Source organism: Salinicoccus hispanicus (assembly GCF_009831115.1).
GTDB lineage: Bacteria > Bacillota > Bacilli > Staphylococcales > Salinicoccaceae > Salinicoccus > Salinicoccus hispanicus.
Genome location: NZ_WUUK01000006.1, coordinates 1 through 2887 on the forward strand (window position 1 = coordinate 1; position 2887 = coordinate 2887).

Sequence of the window (2887 nt, forward strand, 5' to 3'; positions counted from 1 at the left end):
TCAAAACCGGATAGAAACAATGCGCTGCGCAGAAAACCAAACACGGTTTTCATTATTATTGAATAAGTCATCGATCGATTAGTATTCGTCCGCTGAATGTGTCGCCACACTTGCACGCCGAACCTATCCACCTCATCATCTCTGAGGGATCTAATGGGGAAATCTCATCTTGAGGGGGGCTTCATGCTTAGATGCTTTCAGCACTTATCCCGGCCATACATAGCTACCCAGCGATGCCGTTGGCACGACAACTGGTACACCAGTGGTATGTCCATCCCGGTCCTCTCGTACTAAGGACAGCGCCTCTCAAATTTCCTACGCCCACGACGGATAGGGACCGAACTGTCTCACGACGTTCTGAACCCAGCTCGCGTACCGCTTTAATGGGCGAACAGCCCAACCCTTGGGACCGACTACAGCCCCAGGATGCGATGAGCCGACATCGAGGTGCCAAACCTCCCCGTCGATGTGAACTCTTGGGGGAGATAAGCCTGTTATCCCCGGGGTAGCTTTTATCCGTTGAGCGATGGCCCTTCCATGCGGAACCACCGGATCACTAAGTCCGTCTTTCGACCCTGCTCGACCTGTATGTCTCGCAGTCAAGCTCCCTTATACCTTTACACTCTATGAATGATTTCCAACCATTCTGAGGGAACCTTTGAGCGCCTCCGTTACTCTTTAGGAGGCGACCGCCCCAGTCAAACTGTCCACCTGACACTGTCTCCCGCCCGGATTACGGGCGCGGGTTAGAACCTCAACATCACCAGGGTGGTATCCCACCAGTGCCTCCATGTAGACTGGCGTCCACACTTCTCAGGCTCCCACCTATCCTGTACAGGTGAGGTCAAGATTCAATATCAGGTTACAGTAAAGCTCCACGGGGTCTTTCCGTCCTGTCGCGGGTAACCTGCATCTTCACAGGTACTATGATTTCACCGAGCCTCTCGTTGAGACAGTGCCCAAATCGTTACGCCTTTCGTGCGGGTCAGAACTTACCTGACAAGGAATTTCGCTACCTTAGGACCGTTATAGTTACGGCCGCCGTTTACTGGGGCTTCGATTCGCACCTTCGCTTACGCTGAGCGCTCCTCTTAACCTTCCAGCACCGGGCAGGCGTCAGCCCCTATACGTCACCTTTCGGTTTTGCAGAGACCTGTGTTTTTGATAAACAGTCGCTTGGGCCTATTCACTGCGGCTCATTTTCATGAGCACCCCTTCTCCCGAAGTTACGGGGTCATTTTGCCGAGTTCCTTAACGAGAGTTCGCTCGCTCACCTTAGAATTCTCATCCCAACTACCTGTGTCGGTTTGCGGTACGGGCGGTAATATGCTAACTAGCAGCTTTTCTTGGCAGTGTGAACCCACAGCTTCGCCTACTAAATTTCGGCTCCCCGTCACATCTCGTCGTTGTACAGGGCGGATTTGCCTACCCTGACGACTCGATGCTTGGACGTGCACTTCCTTCCGCACGCTCTGCTTCTCCTTCTGCGTCACCACATCGTTCGAACACATATCACCGGTACAGGAATTTCTGCCTGTTGTCCATCGCCTACGCATTTCTGCCTCGGCTTAGGTCCCGACTAACCCAGAGCGGACGAGCCTTCCTCTGGAAACCTTAGTCATTCGGTGGACGGGATTCCCACCCGTCTTTCGCTACTCACACCGGCATTCTCACTTCCGATCGCTCCACATGTCCTCACGGTCATGCTTCCCTGCCATCGGAACGCTCTCCTACCATCAATATAATTGATCCACAGTTTCGGTAATATGTTTAGCCCCGGTACATTTTCGGCGCAGCGTCACTTGACTAGTGAGCTATTACGCACTCTTTAAATGATGGCTGCTTCTAAGCCAACATCCTAGTTGTCTGTGCAACGCCACATCCTTTTCCACTCAACATATATTTTGGGACCTTAACTGGTGGTCTGGGCTGTTTCCCTCTCGACAACGGACCTTATCACCCGCTGTCTGACTCCCGTGCATCACATCTGTGGCATTCGGAGTTTGTCTGAATTCGGTAACCCGGGATGGGCCCCTCGTCCAAACAGTGCTCTACCTCCACGATGCTAACACGAGGCTATACCTAAATATATTTCGGAGAGAACCAGCTATCTCCAGGTTCGATTGGAATTTCTCCGCTACCCACACCTCATCCGGTCACTTTTCAACGTAAGTCGGTTCGGCCCTCCATCCAGTGTTACCTGGACTTCAGCCTGGACATGGGTAGATCACCTGGTTTCGGGTCTGCAACCTCATACTAAACGCCCTGTTCAGACTCGCTTTCGCTACGGCTCCGCATTCGCTGCTTAACCTTGCATGAAATCGCAACTCGCCGGTTCATTCTACAAAAGGCACGCCATCACCCATTAACGGGCTCTGACTACTTGTAAGCACACGGTTTCAGGATCTGTTTCACTCCCCTTCCGGGGTGCTTTTCACCTTTCCCTCACGGTACTGGTTCACTATCGGTCACTAAGAAGTATTTAGCCTTGGGAGATGGTCCTCCCGGATTCCGACGGAATTCCTCGTGTTCCGCCGTACTCAGGATACACCGCAACTTCCATTCGCTTCGCCTACGGGACTCTTACCCCCTATGGTCGGCCGTTCCAGGCCCTTCAGCTCGCAAATGTCCGTCTCAATCGGTGTCCTACAACCCCAGCCGAAGCTGGTTTGGGCTCTTCCCGTTTCGCTCGCCGCTACTCAGGGAATCGATTTTTCTTTCTCTTCCTCCGGGTACTAAGATGTTTCAGTTCCCCGGGTCTACCTCTCTCAGGCTATGTATTCACCTGAAAGTCACACTCAATGTGTGGGGTTTCCCCATTCGGAAATCTCTGGATCAACGCTTACTTACAGCTCCCCAGAGCATATCGGTGTTTGTTCCGTCCTTC

1 rRNA gene is annotated in these 2887 nt (G+C 52.6%); it reads right to left on the bottom strand.

What is annotated here, in order from left to right:
• Positions 1 to 58 precede the first annotated feature (58 nt).
• Positions 59 to 2887, bottom strand: a 23S ribosomal RNA gene (locus tag GQ671_RS12845); the annotation flags it as partial.